Consider the following 18,191-nt stretch of genomic DNA (forward strand, 5'->3'; position numbering starts at 1 on the left):
CGGGGTTTTTACACCCCTAAACTCCCTTGTATCTGAGATGTTGCACCATTCTAAATAAGGTTTTTATAACAGGCAAGATGCCTGTTCCACAAAGAGTGAATTTTATTGTGGAACAGGCATCTTGCCTGTTCTTGAGAATGGTGCAAAATGTGAGTTGCATCCTAGATTATTAGCTAAATCCGCCTACCAAATACTATGGTTTTTGCCCTTACCTACTTATTGACTTCTCGCATCTGCTAAAGACTCATTGCTCGCTTCAGCATCCGAATGCAGTTCAGCTTGGTGTATCTTATCAGGAATCAGCCCCTCCGGCCGCACGAGCATCATGACAACAAGAGTTAGGCCGAATAGAAATAAGCGCATTTGAATCGGGTCTAAACTGGTGGCCAGAAAGTCTCGCAACTGGGGAATTGCAATCCTGGGGAGTACAAAAGTATTCAGAAAACCCTTGAGGACTTGCGCTAATTGTGGCAGATAAAGCCGATCGGCAGACATGATAATGATAGCCCCCAAAATCACCCCGGTCATGTTGCCCAAACCGCCTAAAATCACCATACAGAGGATGATTACCGACACCGAGAAATCGAAAACGCTGGGAAAAATCGCGCTGATATAGGCGGCGTAAAACGCGCCTGCAAAGCCCGAAAACGTCGCTCCCATCGCAAAAGCCGAAAGTTTGGTTTTGACTAGGTTAATTCCCATCGCACTCGCAGCTAATTCATCTTCGCGCATGGCATTCCACGCCCTGCCCAAGCGGGAATCTCGCAGCCGCGAAATCATGAAGTAAGCAAAGACAACTAGCAGTAAAATTAGGTAGTACCAGGGAAAGTAGTTGCCGGTGCTGAAAGTGCCGATAATGGGGAGAGATGGACGCCCGATCGGGTTTATTCCCGCTTCGCCGCCGGTGAGGTTAAAAGGTCGATCGCACCCAACCAGACACAGCACCAACTCAGGTTTACCCAAAACAGCCGCAACAATCTTCGAGACTGGTTCGTCGATCCGAATCGCGGTTAAATTCCTAAAGACAACCGGGATAATTTCGCCAAAACCGAGGGTAACAATCGCCAAATAATCGCCCTTGAGCCGCAGTGTCGGAATACCGAGGATTACGCCCGCGATCGCAGCTACACCGGCCGCGATCGGCAGTACCACCCAAAAGTTCCAAGCAATATTTAATTGCCCAGAAGATAGCAAAGCCGTCGTGTAAGCGCCGATCGCAAAAAACGCCGCATATCCCAAATCCAACAATCCCGCAAAACCCACAGTAATATTCAAACCCAGCGCCAACATAATAAAGATTTGAATCTGTACTACAGTAGCAATCCAGCCAGTCTGAGCTTGAATGTCGATAAACGGAAACAGAATTAGAATAAAAGCTAATGTCACCAGAGTTGCCAGTCGCTGCCTTTCTCCCTGCAAACCCTGCAAAGCACCCATTAACGTAGCTGTCAAAATTGCGATCGTCAAACTGCAAATCCCGTACAGCAGCGTAGTCGGCAAAGCAACAGCAGGTTGACCAGACAAAGGCCTAATCAAAACCCCTTCTACCACACTCGCAACTAACAGCCAAACTCCCAATCCCAATCCGGCTAAACTGCCGATCGCAGCACCCATTTTCGGGCTGTAAACCTTCTGCTCCCGACAGCTCATAAAGCCCGCAGCCGTACCCATCAGCCACCCGATCACCGTGCCGCTCCAACCGCCGAATAACAAAACAGTCAAAGAGCCGATCGCCCCTAAAATACCAGTCGATTTAATTGCTTGGATTATTTTATTAGTCATTAGTTATTAGTCATTAGTTATTAGTCACTGTTTACTGTTCACTGTCAACTGTCAACTGCTATATACTGGAACTGTTACCGCAACACACTTCAAACGGGCGATCGCTATATGGTACAAGCACCTCAAAAAACTATCACCCTCGACGAGTTTTTGCAACTCCCAGAAACCAAACCCGCTAGCGAATACATCAAAGGTGCGATCGTCCAAAAACCTATGCCACAAGGAAAACACAGCAAACTACAAGGAAGACTCGTAACAGTCACCAACGACATCGCAGAGAAACCGCAAATTGCCCTAGCCCTACCAGAACTTCGCTGCACCTTTGGCGGACGTTCTATTGTGCCCGATGTCGCCATTTTTGTTTGGAATCGCATTCCCCTAGACGCTGACGGCGAAATTGCCAATACATTTAATGCTCACCCAGACTGGACAATAGAAATTTTGTCCCCAGCCCAAAGCCAAACCAAAGTCACAAACAATATTTTGCACTGTTTGAATGCCGGTTGTCAGATGGGTTGGTTGCTCGATCCCGATGAAAAAAACATTTTAGCTTATCCCGCAAGGCAGCAGCCTATTTCCTTGCAAGAACCAACAGATATACTTCCGGTTCCCAAATTCATGCCGGAAATGCAGTTGACTTTAGGCGAAGTTTTTAGCTGGCTCAAACCAGGGAATATTTAAAAGGTAAAACTAAAACGTAAAACGATCTCGCTTTTAGTTCCCCAACTTATATGAAAAATCTGGGAGATGCCTGTGCTGTTTTTTCATGTCTACTTAAATATCTCTTGCGATTATTTAAACCCAAAATTTCAAACCTTCTCCTGAACATTTTCGCCCAACAAACCCCCAGGCCGAAAAGCCAAAATCACCACCAAAACCCCAAACACCCAAGCATTAGTCCAGCGGCTCGATAAATACTGGTCGCTCAAAGACGAAAGCAACCCAATCAAAACGCCTCCTAACATCGCCCCCACAATATTGCCAATCCCCCCCAAAACCGCCGCCGTAAAAGCCCTCAAACCAGCCGTAAACCCCATCGTAAACACAATAGTATTGTTGTACAAACCAACCAGAATCCCAGCCGAACCCGCCAAAGCTCCCCCAATCAAAAAAGTCAGAGCAATAATCTGATCGACATTAATCCCCATAATTTTAGCAGCATCGCGACTTTGAGCAGTTGCCCGCATCGCCTTTCCCAGACGAGTGTATTGCACAAACACATGAAGCAAAACCATCAATACAACCGCCACTACCAACACAATTAAATCCTTGGTAGTAAATACAATACTCGTTTGAATTCCCAAAGCTTTAAAAATATCAACTCGCGGCAACAAATCGGGAAAGCTTTTCGGCGCAGCAGAATTAGAACCCATCACTGGAATAAAAGCTTTCAATCCTCCCCAAAACAGCCCCATATTTTGGAAAATAAAAGAAACTCCAATTGCCGAAATTAAAGGAGCCAAACGGGGAGCATTTCGCAAAGGTCGATAAGCATACTTTTCCACAACAATATTGAGTCCAGCACAAAAAACCGAACATACAATTAAAGCAACTAACATCACCGGTATAGCAATACCTAAAGGTGCGCCATCTTGAATCCCAAAAGCCCCGAACACGGTTAGGGAAGCAAAAGCGCCCAACATATACAAATCGCCATGAGCAAAATTGATTAACTCAATAATGCCATAAACCATAGTGTAACCCAAAGCAATAATTGCAATCAGCGCGCCGTTGACCAGACCAACTAATAATTGTTGGATAAAAACTTCAGGATTGCTGACTATTTCTCCAAGGATTTTTGGCAAATCTAATCCGGCGATCGGGCCTAATAACAAAACTATATAAGCTACACCTAGATATAAGAGAATACGCGGCCAGTTTTTCATAACTTTCGGTAATTGGTAATCGGTAATCGGGAATTGGGGAGCGAGACAGAAACCGGGTTTTTTTCCGAAACAACTCGATCGAAACCTTAAATCCAGTAAAAACCCGGTTTCTTTAGTATGAATGCGTCCTAATGACAACTGACAACTGACAACTGACAACTGACAACTGACAACTAACTAATTATTCCGTCTTGAGCGCATTCACGAACTCCCACTTGCCACCTTTAACCACATTTCCTGACATTGTAGTCAAGCTCGTGTCGCCGTTGGTGTCAAAACTCCAAGTGCCGAGTACCCCGTTAAAATCTTTAGTTGCCAACACAGCTTCGCGGATAGCAGCGCGGTCATTTTTGCAAACTTTATTAATTGCGCCGATCGCAACTTTAGCAGCTTCATAGGCGTAAGCTGCATAAGCTTCCGGTTCAGCATTATATTTTGCCTTGTAACTTTCGTACCACTTCGCGCCCGCACCAGTCAATTCTTGAGGAGGCAAGCCGCCAAAAGTAGCGTAAACTCCTTCGGCATCTTTGCCCGCCGCGTCAATTAAAGCTTGCTCTTTAATGCCGTCGGGCCCCATGAATTTAACTGCATCAGCCGCCATCCCAACATTTCTCATGTCTTTAATTATTTGTCCGGCGTTGCTTTGAGTAGTGCCACCGAAGTAAATCAGGTCTGGATTTAAAGCTTTGATCTTATTCATTAACGCCTTATAGTCGCTAGCTTTAATATCAATTCCCTCTCTTCCGAGGACTTGAATTCCCAACTTTTTAGCAGTGGCTTCAAAAACATCAGCGATGCCTTTGCCGTAGAGTTCTTGGTCGTCGAGAATGTAGACTTTTTGTACGCCCAAAGATTTCGCCCAGTTGCCAGCTACAGCCCCTTGAAGGTCGTCAGCGGGGACAACGCGGGTGAAATTACGAGTGCCTGTGGGATAATAAACGTTAGGTTCTTTGGCTTCGCCTTTTCCTGGTTTAGTCAGTCCCGGATAAGTGTTGGCCGGACTGATCATGACGATGTTAGCTTGGTTGAGCACGGGAATGGAAAGTTTGGCGGCACCGGAGTTATAGTGACCGATGACGGCAACTACCGAAGCGTCAGCGACGGCTTTGTTGGAGTTCGAGGTTACTTGGGCCGGGTCCCATTTGCCGGCGGCGGCGGTGGCGTCATCGAAAACTTCGTATTGGATTTGGATTTTGCCGTCGCAAGCTTTGGAGTTGGTTTCGGCGAGGGCTTGTTGGATGCCGTTGACCATTGTTTGAGCTTGACCCAAGGCGCTGCCTGTCATGGGCAGCATGGAGACAATTTTGACAGTATTTGGGTCTCCGGGGCTGCTGACTGCGACGGGAGTGGCTGCGGGACTGGTTCCGGGGCTGCCTCCGGGAGTTGTGGCGGTGGGTGCTTCAGGATTTTGACAGCTAGCGCACAGAGAGGCTATTCCGGCGGCAAAAAGTAATTTCCGCAATCCTACGACGCCGAGATTGTGTGTTGAGTTGATTTTTGGGGGTGTGGCACTTTTGCCGCCTGACTTCTGGGAAAAGTTCATAGGTTGGTTCGTTTGTTGGTTGCGTCTTAGCATATTTCCACTCTCTAAGTCTGTAAGTCAAGAGTTAGCACAGATTTTCAAGTTTTACCAAGAAATTGGGTCTAAAGCCCCGTCCTTCTAGGACGGCTTTAATTAATTATCAACTTTTGTTAATTGTTTTCTTGAACTTTCTTGCATTGTGTTCATTGTAGAGTAGAATAACTATACTACAGGTAGAATAACCGCCGATACACATGAGACACCACGCTCAAACGATAGGTCGGAAAACAATAATAGTTAGTGGGTGGCGAAAACCACGAAAAACATAGCTGGGCTAACTAATGCAAGCCAAAATCAGAGACTAAACTTTTTATTTCTAAAATGTACTGTGTTCCCCACAGAAACAAGAGAAGCAATTCTCGAAAGCTTGGGGAGACAAACCCTCTGAGGTTATCTAAATTAAGCTCGATATTTGGTTCTTTTGAACGGATACCAGGTTTAAACACTGCCGCAAGGATAGATAGTTTTAAGGTATGTCGCAGAACCAAGAATCCCCTCGCCTTCAGGCAGGGGAGTGTCAAGTGAACTCTTAAAGATACACCGCTGCAACAAGCTTTTTCTCTCGTTCCCGTGAACTTCCTGGGAAGGCGTACCAGCCCAGGAAATGAGGCAGAGCCTCGGTCAATGGGTTTCCAGGAGCTTCCGGGGAACCAGTTAAAACCTGTTCAACCAGTTAAAAACTAAAAGGGAAAGGAAAATACAGATTTCCTTTCCCTTTCTCAACCCTCCAGCGTCAAATCAGCTTGATTGCGAAATCAAATCCGAATCCTTTTTTTCTTTTGAGCGATCGACACTAAAATCTTCATAGTACGATCGCTCAGTATTCACATCCCACAAATCGTGCTTTTCGCCGAGAATATTTCTCACAGCCAGCATCCCCGTCAGCATGGAATGGTCTTGGTTGTTGTATCGGTGCATACCGTTTCGCCCGATCGTCTGCAAATTCTCAAATCCCTTCAAAAAACTTTCAAGTACCTGCAAGTGTCCTCGATATTCCCCATCATAAACTGGATAAGCTTTAAGTTGCCGTATGACAACTCCATCTTGCACCTCAGCAGTTGTTGCTAACCCCAAACCAACCAACTCGCGAGTTGCTAATTCGACAAGTTCCGCGTCCGACATTTCCCAAATCTCGTCGCCTACGCTACAGAAATATTCCATTCCTAAACAACTTTTGCTGACATCAGGAACTAAAGCAGCGCTCCAATTCTTAAAGTTTTGAATTCGTCCAACTTTGACTTCGGGAGAGTGAATGTAAATCCAGTTGTCAGGAAACAAATCCTTGCGATCGACAATCAGCGCTACAATCAAAAAATCTCGATATTTGAGCGATCGCGCGGCGTGCAACACCTCTTCGGGGGGCTGCGGTTTCATTCTTGCTACCAGCGCCGATATCGGCATACTTGTAATGAAATTATCCGCCGAATATTGAACTAATTCTCCGTTTTGCTCCGCAGTAATACTTTTAATCTTATTACCTTCACGCTCAAAGCTAATCACTTTAGTATCGAGATAAACTTTGCCCTCTTTATTCTCCACAGCTTCCGCGAACTTTTCCCACATCATCCCCGGCCCCAAAGCCGGATAATCAAACTCTTTGATTAATGTTTTAGTGTCGTTGCTGCCAAACAAAGCATTAATAATTGCTGTCGTCAGCGACAATCCTTTAATCCGCTGCGCCGCCCAATCTGCTTGAATTTCCGAACAAGGAATGCCCCAAACTTTTTCAGTGTAAGTCTTAAAAAATGTTTTATACAAGCGTTCCCCAAAACGATTGATAACCCATTGTTCAAAAGTTTTTTCTTCCGTAAGTGGCCAAATTCTCACTTTCAGATAACTCAAAATAATCAGCGTACTCTCAATTATGCCCAAATTAAAGAGAGTATTGAAGGCACTAATCGGATAGTTGAAAAATTTACCTCGATAAAAAATTCGCGACAATCGTGGCACTTTAATAAACTCATTTCCCAGTACCTCTTGCCACAACTGCTGCACGGCTTCAACTTTAGTATAAAAGCGGTGGCCGCCAATGTCGAAACGATAGCCTTTGTAGGTTTCTGTGCGAGCTATTCCCCCAACTTTATCACCTTTTTCTAGTACAACAGGGATGATGCCTTCCTTGACTAGCTCGTAGGCAGCAGTCAAGCCCGCAGGGCCTGCACCGACGATCGCAACCGGATAATGTTTCACTCAGCCTACCTCCAGCTTTTTTATCGAACCATACAATTATTTATAACTTGTCCAAGTTACAGATGCACCCGTGAATACCCTGAGAACCTATTGAGCTACCTGATTTTGAAGGACAATTTGCCTTGATTTATTGAGCGGATACTGGCAAGCTAACTTTGCCAGTCACAGGCTTTTTTTGGTATAAGTAGCGACCCGTGCCGATCGCGAATGCCAGTCCGCTGTAAAAGTAGAAAAGCCAGTGCCACGGAATAGTTTTCAGGGCAAATAGGATACCGTGTTTACGGTGAAAAAATCGGTAAAGCGGTGCATTAATTGCTACCAGCGGTATTGCCAGCAAACCAGCCAGTAGCAGAAAGCTCACCGACCAGCAGGTTCCCAAAGTTGCCAGCAGGACTGCATAAGTTAAAATCACGCTGATGCGGTTTGAAACTTGCAAGTTGAGGTCGTTATTCAATTTGCGATCGCGCCAAATCAGTTCTGTCCAAGGCAGCGCTCGGTAGAAAAAGTCAGCTTTCACCATACCCATAGGCTTCCACCGCTTTAAATGCTTCACCTGCAATGTTTTGCACAGCCGAATGTTATAACCTGCTTGTTTCAAACGGTAGCCGAACTCAATATCTTCGATCGAAGCTTGGCGGTAACTCTCATTAAAGCCACCCATTTGCAAAAAAATTTCCCGACGAATCACTCCGCAAGCGCCCCAAAAAGTCGAAGCTTCTTCGTTACCTGTTTGGTGCACGTAGTGGTGCAGCAAGTTCCTGTACTGCGATAGAAAATCAGGATCTCCGGGAGCATCGTCGTAAGAGCCGATGAAAGCAGCTAAGTAGGGATTATTTTTGAACACCGATATCGCATAGCCCACAGCTTCTGGACAAACAGCGACATCAGCATCCACAAAAAACAGAATATCTCCCTTTGCAGCCTGGGCACCCAAATTCCTGGCCCGCGCTGGCCCTCCGCATTCGGGAATCCTGATCACTTTGGCGCCGAATTCCTGGGCTAGACGCCAAGAACCGTCGCTTTCACCATCTGCTACTACAATAATCTCGATCGGCCTGGGCACAGTTTGAGCCAGTTTTGACAAACAGGTGCGGAAGTAAGAGCCCCCGTTGTGGACTGGGATAATAACGGATACAGTGGGGTCGGCGGTAGAAATCATTACCTAAATTGTTTAAATTGCAGGGGCTAAAATTTGCTGGAATTTTATGGGTGCTACTTTACAAAGGGTAAAATCAGCTCTACTTTTTTATTTATAACTCGATTTTTGTTGATCTTCAACTATATTTTTTGCTGGTATTCTCGATTTAATTTTCCCCATTCTTACTTCTATTTTACGCCATCTCTTGCTGAGAGTGACCTGATGTAGACAACACCTTTACAAAATCTTTAAATATATCATTGTTTGTGTAAACTTCGGAAAAAGCCCCTGCAGCATTTTGGTGTGGCTGTGTTGCCATACACAAGACTTTGATTTTATAAGTAGGCACACCGTATAAAATCCAACATCGTTTATACGGATACCCACGAACTGTCAGGACTTGCGCGGTACAATTTCTTTTACAGACCTCATCCGCGAGTGACTGCTGCCCCAAGTCTCGATCGCGACTGCGGACTCAATGCACACTTTATGACTTTTGGCAATATAATTTAAATATACGTCTTAAAATTTCCGACACTGTACGATCGAGCTTTGGTAATTTGCTAATATACTCTTAGCTAGTTCCCTTTGAACCAAAACTTTTACATAAACAAGTTTTTATATTACATGAAAACCTTCCAAAACACTTTAAATCAGCCCTTAGTTTCAGTCATCATACCAGCTTAGGAATGAGAATTAAATAACTTAGAATGCGTGATGGTTCTTGTGGGATGGGCCTGAAAGCCCGTCCAGAAAGGGGGGCGGGACGCCCAACCCACTTTCATTGTGTAAATTATTTAATTTGCGCTCCTATGCAGCAATGGCAAAATCTCACTCTTTAATTATGGCAGATATCCGGCAGCAACATCCCGAAATTCCCAGCAGCATTTATCGCTGCTATAGCAGCAACTTTTACATTTACTTAGGATCGCGAATTAAATAACTTACAATTTTAATTATTATTGTGGGATGGGCGTCCCGCCCGTCCCACTTTCAAGAGTGGAAGTTATTTAATTCTCATTCCTTAGCTGTCAAAAGCAACCGCAGTGGCAATCACCGGAGTACATTATCTTGGCTGTATCGATCGTTCAAAGAAGATTTATCAATGGCACTTTTGCGCCATAATTTGTATCTGCTGTCAATAGAAAGTATATTAAAAATAATAGTTACAGCGCCAACTGAAGCTGGGTTAGAGTTAAAAAAAGCATCAGAATCGAGTGAAGGGAGGACAGTTGCTAGGACTGAGGCGCGAACGAAAGCTCACAGAATGTTGCCATCGCAGGTATACGAAAGAATGCGATTCAATAGTTTAGGAAATCGAAAATCTACATAAACCCAAAATTGAAAAACCCGGTTTTTTGAAGAAACCGGGTTTTTGAGGAAGCTAGAGGGCGTTTAATTCTGCCTGGTTGGTCGATCAAGAATGAGGAAAGAGGGTTAAATAAAAAAATCTAAATTTTCCATTCTTCCTTCTTACTTCTTCCTTCTTCCTTCTACTTAATCTCTCTAAGCGTGAGAAGCTGTAGCAGTTTGAGCTTGCGGCTGCTTACCATCTGGCGCAAGGGATTCCCCTTCAATAAACGAGCGCAACATCCAAGCCATTTGCTCGTGCTGTTCCATCAAACCCGTCAAAAAGTCTGCGGTTCCGTCATCCTTAAACTCTTCACCGCACTGTTCTACGTGTTTGCGGAGATTGCGAATAATCAGTTCGTGGTCATCAACTAAACGCGCTACCATTTCCGTAGCCAAAGGCAAATCGCCGATATGTTCTTTAATCGAGCCATACTTCAGAAAACCCTCAGCAGTACCAATTGGATAGCCACCTAAAGTTCTCACCCGTTCAGCCATAGCATCGATATTTAGTGTTAACGCCTGATAGTGTTCTTCCCACAACTGGTGGAGCGATCGAAACTGCGGGCCCACTACATCCCAGTGATACTTTTTGGTTTTGATTAACAGCAGATAAGCATCTGCCAAGTCGTGATTCAATAGTTCGATAACGCCTGCACGTTGCTCGTCAGATAGACCTATGTTTAACTTACGCATTGAAAATTGTTCCTTCAAATCTAACTTTACTATTAGAACAAATTTCGCCCGTCACTTACATCAACCCAGAGGACGATCGAAGACGATCGCACTTTAGTAAAATATCTGCTTTTCAGGTTAAAGTAATTGCAATATTGATACCTTTAGATAGATGCACTCAAACTTATTGTTCCGAAGCGCCTTTGTTTGGCGATCACACCGATTGGGCGGCAGGTGAGTCCCCGCTCAATCCCGCTATATAAAAAGGCTGCACTCTGATTGTTAATAAAAATTAAGGAATTTATGCCGAAGGTAACGAACATCACACACACTTAATTGTGCGGGCGGGTTTAAATGACGGCATAACGGACTTGCAATTAAATATCACCCCATTATATCCTAGAAGGCTAGGAAACAGATTTTCGGACATGAGCGGTTCTGATCTGTGTGATTGGGATGCTACAAATGATATTGACTCAAACCCTTCAATCCACGTTCAAGGATGCTGCCAAGAAACAGACGGGCGATCGCCGTCGAAACTTTATGGCAAAAGTGGCGGAAGACCCAGATCAAATACAGCCGTGAAACCCTTTGTCCCATCTAGTAGACGCCGGGAGAAGTTGTGTGCTAGCTTCACCTTCAGGAACACTTGCTGCTGTGACCACCACACCACTAAGCCGAAGGTATCAACCGCAGTGCCGCGTTTTGGGCCCGCAGGTGCATGAAGGCTTTGTCAAACCAGACCCTCTGATGAACCATCGTTGCAGTGACAATTGTTGAAACCTGGTTTTTGGCGGATGGCGTGTCAGGACAGATTAAAAAAAAGCAGTCCTCAGCGTTTGCAGCGAGGAGGAGATCGAGGGCATTACAGTTTTTCCTATGTGGGGAATACGGGCTAAAGTAGCCGTAGGAAAGATTGATCCATACTTTTACTAACTGTGCTACTTTCATCAGAAATTTGGGTTTGAAACCCCGTCCTTCTAGGACGGCTTTACATGAATTTTTGTTAATACCTACCATTTCACCCAAGACGTGCTAGTATGTGAAATGGTGTACTTAAAATAAGTATGACACTAAAAGCCTTCAGCTATCGATTCTACCCAACGCCGGAACAAGAAAGTTTGTTGCGACGTACTTTGGGTTGTGTTCGTTTGGTCTACAACCGTGCTTTAGCCACAAGAACTGAAGCTTGGTACGAAGAACAGAAACGGGTAGGCTATGCTGAGACTTCTTCAATGTTAACCGAATGGAAGAAAACAGAAGAGTTGAATTTTCTCAATGAAGTTAGCTGTGTGCCATTGCAGCAATGTTTGAGACATTTACAAACGGCTTATACCAACTTTTTTGATGGGCGGGCCAAATATCCTAACTTCAAAAAGAAACGCAATGGTGGTAGTGCAGAATTTACCAAGTCAGCATTTAAGTTCAGAGATGGACAAGTCTACCTAGCAAAAAGCACACAAGCGTTACCAATTCGCTGGAGCCGGACACTACCTGATGGTGCAACACCATCAACCTTAAGCGTGAAGCTTGCACCATCAGGTAGGTGGTCAGTTTCTCTGTTGGTGAATGTTGAAATTGAAGCATTACCTCAGTCAGGCAGTCAAGTTGGTATCGACCTGGGAGTTACAAGCTTGCTCACTCTAAGCACTGGCGAAAAGATTGCCAATCCCAAAGGATTCAAGGCAAAATATCGCCAACTTAGAAAAGCGCAAAAATCTTTAAGTCGCAAGCAAAAAGGGTCAAACAACCGTCACAAAGCACGGCTTAAAGTAGCGAAAGTGCATCAAGAAATCACTGATGCAAGGAAAGATAGTCTTCACAAGTTAACAACGCGGTTGGTGTGTGAAAACCAAACCATCGCCGTAGAAGACTTAGCTGTGAAGAATATGGTTAAAAATCCCAAACTGGCCCTAGCTATAAGTGATGCAAGTTGGGGGGAATTAGTCGGACAACTTGAATACAAGTGTAAGTGGTACAGCCGTACTTTAATTAAGATCGATCGCTGGTTTCCGAGTTCTAAACGGTGTGGCAATTGCGGACACATCGTTGACAAGATGCCGTTAAATATCCGGGAATGGGATTGTCCTAATTGCGACACTCACCATGACCGAGATATTAATGCGGCAAAAAATATTTTGGCGGCAGGGCTTGCCGTGTCAGTCTGTGGAGCGACCGTAAGACCAGAACAGAGTAAATCTGTTAAGGCTGGTGCGAAATCCCCGTCAGGGACGGAAGCAGAAACCTAAGTCGTGAGTCTTAGGAATCCCCGTGCGTTTACGCCGGGGTGGATGTCAATGTTAGCTGTAAACCATCATGCGGGAAATCTGCCAGAGCGTGGAAACCATATTTGAACGGCTGTTAGACGAACTCAAAAAGTCCACTCGCGCGTCTGAGCAGAACTGCCAAGATGTAGCAGGGCGACTCGCAGCAGAAGTCAACAGGATATGCACTGAAAGCCAGCGGATTCAATCCTCTGGAGATATAGAAGGTTCAGCCCAGACCCTCGCTCAGCACCGCTTGCAACAATGCCTCCACTATTACAATTTAGGCTCCGGGCCCGGTAGAGTAGAATTGCACAGTACCCTCAGCGCGATCGTCTATCGCTACATCACCCCTCCGCAGGTGCAGTCTAGCTATCAGGCGCGAGTAGAACTGATCAAAGATTTTTTGCAAGGATTTTATCTGGAAGCTTTAAAGGCATTCCGGCGGGAAACCCAACTACCCGTCACCTACAGTCCCCGCACTCGCTTAGAACTAGCAGAGTACATGGCCTTTGTAGAGCGCTTCGGCAAGCGGCGCATTCCTTTACCTCGGAACCGCAGCCAGCAACTAATTATTTTACGGGCCCAAACCTTTTCCCAGCAGCAGCCGAAAGAAACCTCCGTAGATATGGAACAAGCCGCCGAGGGAGGGGCTTCAGATTCCGACCAAACTTGGAACGACACCTCGGTGTACTCAGTGCGGGAAGCGATGGCCGGACAGGGTTCGGCGGCAATTCGCCCCCAAGGCGACGAGTCAGAATCTCTGCGGCAAAACGTGATTGACGAATTAGTGGGTTACTTAAAAGAGCGCAATCAACAAGACTGCGCCGATTACTTCGTGCTGCGCTTGCAAGACTTGCCGACTAATGAAATAGAGTCGCTTCTGGGCATAACTCCCCGCCAAAGAGACTATTTACAGCAGCGCTTCAAGTACCATTTGCTCAGGTTCGCCATGTCGCACCGCTGGGAACTCGTTCACCAGTGGCTGGAAGCAGACTTAGATCGCAATTTGGGTTTGCTGCCTTCTCAGTGGCAGGCGTTTGGCGAGCAAATTGGCCCAGAGGGACAGCGTTTGCTAAAGTTGAAACAACAGGGTCTGTCAGAGTCAGCGATCGCCCAAACCCTGGGTAGCACGGTAGCCCAGGTACAGAAGCGGTGGTTTAAATTGCTGGAACTTGCGTGGGAATTGCGAAATCGTTCAGATTCCGGAGAAGGGGCATCTAGTGATGAATAACGAAACGAACAGGGATGCAGAGGCTTTCGATCGCCATTTTTTAGACTGGATATTGCAGGCGCCGATCGCGAATGCCTCTAGCGAAGATGAGGAAAACCTCAATCCATCCCCTCGCTCACAAGAGTGGGGCGACACAGAAGACAATTCCGGGGTGGAATACTGGGAATGGGACGAACCAGACCCGCTGGACTATCAAGTGGGGGCGCACAGCAATGCACCCGCACAACCGCTGACAATTGGAGAAATACCGACCGTGCAAGACCGTTTTCAGACCTTGTTAAAAGAAAGGCTTAGAGCCGAAATTGAATCTAACCCGCCGCTGTTCCCCTGGGAAACAGAATTCAAAAGCTACGACCACGATTACCCAGACGATGTAGCCCCGCAATGGGTTCCCCCCCTACACCTCTGGACTCCCCAACTACAAAATATCAGGTGGGGCCGCCTGCCAATTCCGATCGCCCAAGGGGTTTTTGCTCAACTGCTAGAACCTTGTCAGGAATTGGTAATGTCGTCGCTGCGGCAAGGATCGAAGTTAGTTCGCGCTGTAGATGGCTTATTTCCGGGCCAGTCTCAGGAACTCAACGAGTTAGCTGGTTTAGTGCTCCGAGGTTCTTTGCGGGGACTTCTAGATTTAGAAGATTTCCCGAATTACGAAGCAGCGAGTACCGATCAACAAATGGTGCTGTCGCTGTTGGCAGCCAAGGAAATCATTGAGTCTCTAACTCTCGATTGTCCTGTAAATCAGCCACCGGTTTCGCGGGAGTGGCTGACTGGTTTGGGTGCGCTGACTCTGGAGGCTCAATATCTGTCGAACCGCAACAGAGAACAGCCAATGCCGTGTTTAAGAGTTGAGTGCCAATTTCCGGGGGCAGGAAGTTTGGAACTCAAGGGAGGAGATGCCGAAGCAACTGCACATCGTCCGAATTCCGGGCATTTAAGTGTGGAGTTGTTTGACCCGCAACCTAACAAGACTTATGCTCTAGAAGTTCGATTCCAAAACTTCGATACCAGACCTTTGATGTTTGCTATTCGTCCAATTTGGACAGGACAAGATAGCAACTAGAAAGGTATAATTAGAGTAAAGAATTTAGCTTTTTACTCTGTGGTTTGACCTCACACAAAACAGATGCAATCCCTCGACTTCGGTCGTAGAAAGCAAAAAAAAATTAGATATTAGTTCAAGCCCTCAGATTCATCTGTGGAGTAAATCTAAAATCTAATGACAGAGGAATAAGATTTGGAGATTAGTTAAAACCCAGATTAATCTGTGGATTCAATCTAAAATCCAAAATCTAAAATGGTTTGACCGAGAAATAAGGTTTAGATATTAGTTAAAACCCAGATTAATCTGTGGGTTCAATCTAAAATCTAAAATCTAAAATGGTTTGACCGAGAAATAAGGTTTAGATATTAGGTAAAATCCAGATTTATCTGTGGATTCAATCTAAAATCTAAAATCTAAAATCTAAAATAGTTGGATGGGTGCACATGACAACTGATAACCTGCGAAATATACCTGTGTTGGGTAAGCTGTGGGAGCAGATTGAGTCCATGCCTCCGCCGGTGATTGAGGATTCTTTGCTGCTTCGAATCCTAGTTCAGTTGTTGGTAATTGTGGGGATTGTAGCTACTGACGTTGCTGCTGAAGAAGCCCTGAACCTGTGGGCTGTGCCTGTTAGTATTGTGGGAGCAACTTGGAGTTGGTACCGCCGCCGCGATCGCAATGTAGCTGCTAAGTTCTGCATAGCTATTGGAATGCTGGTGGCGCTGTTCGCTTTTTTTAGCCGCTTGGTGGGAGAATTGAATGATACGCGGTTAGTTTTGGCGCAACTGTTAATCCAACTTCAAGTGCTGCACAGTTTCGATTTGCCCCGCCGCAAGGATTTGGGCTATTCGATGGTAATCGGGCTAATTTTGTTAGGGGTAGCAGCGACTCTCAGCCAAACCTTGACTTTTGCGCCGCTATTGTTGGTGTTTTTGGCTTTAGCGCTTCCGACTTTGGTTTTGGATTATCGATCGCGCTTGGGATTTTTGAAGCCAGAAGCCATTGGCGAAAAAGCACAAGGTAAAGGGAAAAATGATAGCCTGTCGCTATTTGCGGCTACTTTATCCCCAAAGTATTTTGCTTGGCTGCTACTGATAACTGTCGGGTTGGGGCTGACTATTTTTGCGTTTTTGCCACGCCTCCCTGGCTATCAGTTGCGGACTTTTCCGGTGAGTGCTCCTATTGAATATCAGGGGGAGTTTGACGAGCGCAGCATTCTGAATCCAGGGTATGTTAGAGGGGGAAATGAAAAAGGAACTGGCGGAGGAACGGGGAGAAACCCAGACTCTGGGCCAGGAGAGGTAGACTCTACTTTTTATTACGGTTTCAACCAGCGCATTAATCAAAATTTGCGGGGGGAAATGAAACCAGAAGTGGTGATGCGGGTGCGATCGCAGGCTGCGGGTTTTTGGCGAGTATTAGGCTTTGACAAATACACCGGTCAGGGTTGGGAAATTTCTCGCAACGAACAAGCTCAAAAGCTTACTCGGCCTAGGTGGTCTTATCAATTTTATCTGAATCCTTTTCCCAATGCGCCTCGGACTCAAGAGGTGATTCAAAGTTATACTATTGTCGCTCAGTTGCCGAATTTGATTCCAGCTTTAAACAAGCCGAAGGAGCTTTATTTTCCGAGTCCAGAGGTGGCGATTGATGCGGAGGGGGGTTTGCGAGCGCCTGCGGCATTGGGAGAGGGTGTGACTTATACGGTGATTTCTAATGTGCCTTTTCGCGATCGCTCTTTGTTAGGTAAAACTGGTACTGATTACCCGAAAAATATTCGCAAGTTTTATTTGGATGTACCCCCGGAAATTGCCCAAAAGGTGCGCGAAAAAACTGAAGAAATCTTGGCGGCAAGAACTAGAGTATCTCAGTCGGAAAGACCGATAGATTCTCCTTACGAAAAAGCTTTGTATTTGGCTCAATATTTAAAGCAAAATCCGAATTACAAAATTGAAAAAGCTTTGCCTTACTTAGAAGAAGGTGAAGATTTAGTCCAGGCTTTTCTGTTTGGCTACAAAAACACCCAGGGCGGCAAAAAAGTTACAGGGGGATATCCAGACCACTTTTCGACGGTACTGACAATTATGCTGAGATCGATCGGGATTCCGGCGCGACTGGCGGGCGGCTTCGATACGGGGGAATTTAACCCGTTTACTGGTTACTACGTTGTGAAAAATACCGACGCTTTTTTGATGACGGAGGTATATTTTCCCAATAATGGCTGGTTTGCTTTTAATCCGATTCCCGGTTATCCGCTGATTCCGGCTTCGGTGGAAGACAACCAGACTTTTAGTGCGCTGGAATCGTTTTGGAAGTGGATCGCGGGTTGGCTACCGACTCCTCTCAGAAGCGGGCTGGATTCAGTTATAGGTTTTCTAATTGGCTGGATAACTTTGATTGTGGGCTGGTTTCTGGGACAGTTTGCTAGGGGTTGGGTGGGGTTATTTACTGGTTTGATTGCTGCGATCGCCTTTGGCTTTATTGGCTGGTTAATTTGGCAACTGTGGCGCAAGTGGCGCCACCGCCGCTGGCTGGCGAAGTTGCCGCCGGTGGAGGGGGTTTATCAGGAAATGTTGAAGGATTTGGCGAGTAGGGGTTTTGCCAAGCAGAAAGCTCAAACGCCTTTGGAGTATGCTGAGGCTATGCGCGGTAATCATGCAACTGATGAAGCTGAGGTGATTGATGAAGTTTCGCAAGCTTACGTGCGCTGGAAGTATGGCGGCGAAGCGGGTAATTTGAACCAGTTGCGGCAGTTGGTGGAAAATTTGAGGCGATCGCACTTGAAGAAACTCAAAAAGTTAAGATAAAAATCGGCGAGGGAAATTGCTTCTCCACAAATAGGAGTTACGGAGAAAAACCCAAGAAACCGGGTTTTTCCGGTTTCTACGGCTGCATGGCGTCTTCTGGGCAAAAACCCGGTTTCTGGCAACCCGCGCATCATCGGATGGCGATCGCAAAATTTCACTCTTACAGCACTTCCGGATGTTATGAGGTACAGTAGCAGCAATTAGTAAACCAGTTTTTGAGATGTTTCGGATTAATTAA

General features: G+C 45.8%; 15 protein-coding genes. 9 read left to right on the top strand and 6 right to left on the bottom strand.

Annotated features, from left to right (window positions below; genetic code table 11):
* Window positions 1-216: 216 nt before the first annotated feature.
* The gene (locus tag QUB51_RS26055; protein WP_333053261.1) at window positions 217-1,782 is read right to left on the bottom strand and encodes an ABC transporter permease subunit; all 1,566 of its coding nucleotides are present in this window, start codon (window positions 1,780-1,782) and stop codon (window positions 217-219) included.
* A gap of 108 nt (window positions 1,783-1,890) precedes the next feature.
* Between QUB51_RS26055 and QUB51_RS26060 the strand changes: the two genes are divergently transcribed.
* Window positions 1,891-2,463, top strand: a complete 573-nt coding sequence (locus QUB51_RS26060; protein WP_333053260.1) for a Uma2 family endonuclease — start codon at window positions 1,891-1,893, stop codon at window positions 2,461-2,463.
* Between the two features lie 128 nt (window positions 2,464-2,591).
* Here the strand turns inward: QUB51_RS26060 and QUB51_RS26065 are convergent, their stop codons facing one another.
* The 4 genes from QUB51_RS26065 to QUB51_RS26080 form a co-directional block, all read right to left on the bottom strand.
* A complete protein-coding gene (locus QUB51_RS26065; RefSeq protein WP_333262913.1) occupies window positions 2,592-3,668 on the bottom strand; it encodes a branched-chain amino acid ABC transporter permease in 1,077 nt (358 codons plus the stop codon).
* Window positions 3,669-3,849: 181 nt separating this feature from the next.
* On the bottom strand, window positions 3,850-5,211 hold the full coding sequence (locus QUB51_RS26070) for a branched-chain amino acid ABC transporter substrate-binding protein (protein ID WP_333360024.1): 1,362 nt from the start codon (window positions 5,209-5,211) through the stop codon (window positions 3,850-3,852).
* Between the two features lie 777 nt (window positions 5,212-5,988).
* Window positions 5,989-7,440, bottom strand: a complete 1,452-nt coding sequence (locus QUB51_RS26075; RefSeq protein WP_333053257.1) for an NAD(P)/FAD-dependent oxidoreductase — start codon at window positions 7,438-7,440, stop codon at window positions 5,989-5,991.
* 127 nt (window positions 7,441-7,567) lie between these two features.
* Window positions 7,568-8,599, bottom strand: coding sequence for a glycosyltransferase family 2 protein (locus QUB51_RS26080; RefSeq protein WP_333053256.1), 1,032 nt, complete (start codon window positions 8,597-8,599; stop codon window positions 7,568-7,570).
* Between the two features lie 799 nt (window positions 8,600-9,398).
* Between QUB51_RS26080 and QUB51_RS26085 the strand changes: the two genes are divergently transcribed.
* Window positions 9,399-9,521 (top strand): hypothetical protein, encoded by a 123-nt coding sequence (locus QUB51_RS26085; protein ID WP_333053255.1) that lies wholly within the window; start codon window positions 9,399-9,401, stop codon window positions 9,519-9,521.
* A gap of 21 nt (window positions 9,522-9,542) precedes the next feature.
* Window positions 9,543-9,911 (top strand): hypothetical protein, encoded by a 369-nt coding sequence (locus tag QUB51_RS26090; protein ID WP_333053254.1) that lies wholly within the window; start codon window positions 9,543-9,545, stop codon window positions 9,909-9,911.
* A 173-nt stretch (window positions 9,912-10,084) separates the two neighbouring features.
* Here the strand turns inward: QUB51_RS26090 and QUB51_RS26095 are convergent, their stop codons facing one another.
* The gene (locus QUB51_RS26095) at window positions 10,085-10,624 is read right to left on the bottom strand and encodes a Dps family protein (protein ID WP_333053253.1); all 540 of its coding nucleotides are present in this window, start codon (window positions 10,622-10,624) and stop codon (window positions 10,085-10,087) included.
* On the opposite strand from QUB51_RS26095, the gene QUB51_RS26100 reads away from it, so the two are divergent.
* The 6 genes from QUB51_RS26100 (at window position 10,624) to QUB51_RS26125 (ending at window position 17,953) form a co-directional block, all read left to right on the top strand.
* Window positions 10,624-10,866, top strand: a complete 243-nt coding sequence (locus tag QUB51_RS26100; protein ID WP_333053252.1) for a hypothetical protein — start codon at window positions 10,624-10,626, stop codon at window positions 10,864-10,866. The genes QUB51_RS26095 and QUB51_RS26100 overlap by 1 nt on opposite strands.
* A gap of 165 nt (window positions 10,867-11,031) precedes the next feature.
* Window positions 11,032-11,328 carry a hypothetical protein gene (locus tag QUB51_RS26105; protein ID WP_333053251.1) on the top strand — a complete coding sequence of 99 codons (297 nt, stop codon included), beginning with the start codon at window positions 11,032-11,034 and terminating at the stop codon, window positions 11,326-11,328.
* Window positions 11,329-11,670: 342 nt separating this feature from the next.
* Window positions 11,671-12,852 carry an RNA-guided endonuclease TnpB family protein gene (locus QUB51_RS26110; protein ID WP_333053250.1) on the top strand — a complete coding sequence of 394 codons (1,182 nt, stop codon included), beginning with the start codon at window positions 11,671-11,673 and terminating at the stop codon, window positions 12,850-12,852.
* Window positions 12,853-12,919: 67 nt separating this feature from the next.
* Complete coding sequence (gene hetZ, locus QUB51_RS26115; protein WP_333053249.1) at window positions 12,920-14,101, top strand: heterocyst differentiation protein HetZ; 1,182 nt, start codon at window positions 12,920-12,922, stop codon at window positions 14,099-14,101.
* Window positions 14,094-15,164 carry a hypothetical protein gene (locus QUB51_RS26120; RefSeq protein WP_333053248.1) on the top strand — a complete coding sequence of 357 codons (1,071 nt, stop codon included), beginning with the start codon at window positions 14,094-14,096 and terminating at the stop codon, window positions 15,162-15,164. Before hetZ ends, QUB51_RS26120 begins: the two co-directional genes overlap by 8 nt.
* Window positions 15,165-15,589: 425 nt before the next feature.
* Window positions 15,590-17,953: a DUF3488 and DUF4129 domain-containing transglutaminase family protein gene (locus QUB51_RS26125; protein ID WP_333262916.1), complete on the top strand. Its 2,364-nt coding sequence runs from the start codon at window positions 15,590-15,592 to the stop codon at window positions 17,951-17,953.
* The last annotated feature ends 238 nt before the right edge of the window (window positions 17,954-18,191 follow it).

The sequence above is a fragment of the Microcoleus sp. AT8-A3 genome, assembly GCF_036705675.1.
Taxonomy (GTDB): domain Bacteria; phylum Cyanobacteriota; class Cyanobacteriia; order Cyanobacteriales; family Microcoleaceae; genus Microcoleus.